Origin of the sequence: Bacillus sp. SIMBA_154 (assembly GCF_046536015.1) — a bacterium.
Taxonomy (GTDB): Bacteria; Bacillota; Bacilli; order Bacillales; family Bacillaceae; genus Bacillus; species Bacillus pumilus_P.
The window spans coordinates 1-271 of record NZ_JAWJBV010000272.1; the positions used below are offsets into that span (position 1 = coordinate 1).

Genomic DNA, 271 nt, shown 5'->3' on the forward strand with positions numbered 1-271 from the left:
CGCTGACAGCGTTATTTATTGCATGCGGGCAAGACCCTGCGTTCGTTACCGTGTCGTTTAGGAACGCCTGCACTGCATTTGAACCACGAGAGAACGGCGATCTACTCGCGTCGGTCACCCTACCAAACATGATCGTTGGCACCGTGGGCGGTGGCACTCGCCTTCCTGTGCAACAGGAATGTCTCACGATGATCGAATGTGACGGCGATGCACGCAAGCTGGCGGAAATAGCCGCATCCGTAGCCCTCGCTGGAGAGATTTCGGTCGCCGG

At 57.6% G+C, this 271-nt stretch carries 1 pseudogene; it reads left to right on the plus strand.

The annotated features are described in order from the left end of the window. Window positions 1-17: 17 nt before the first annotated feature. A pseudogene (locus R0K30_RS22015) lies at window positions 18-271 on the plus strand (hydroxymethylglutaryl-CoA reductase); the annotation flags it as partial.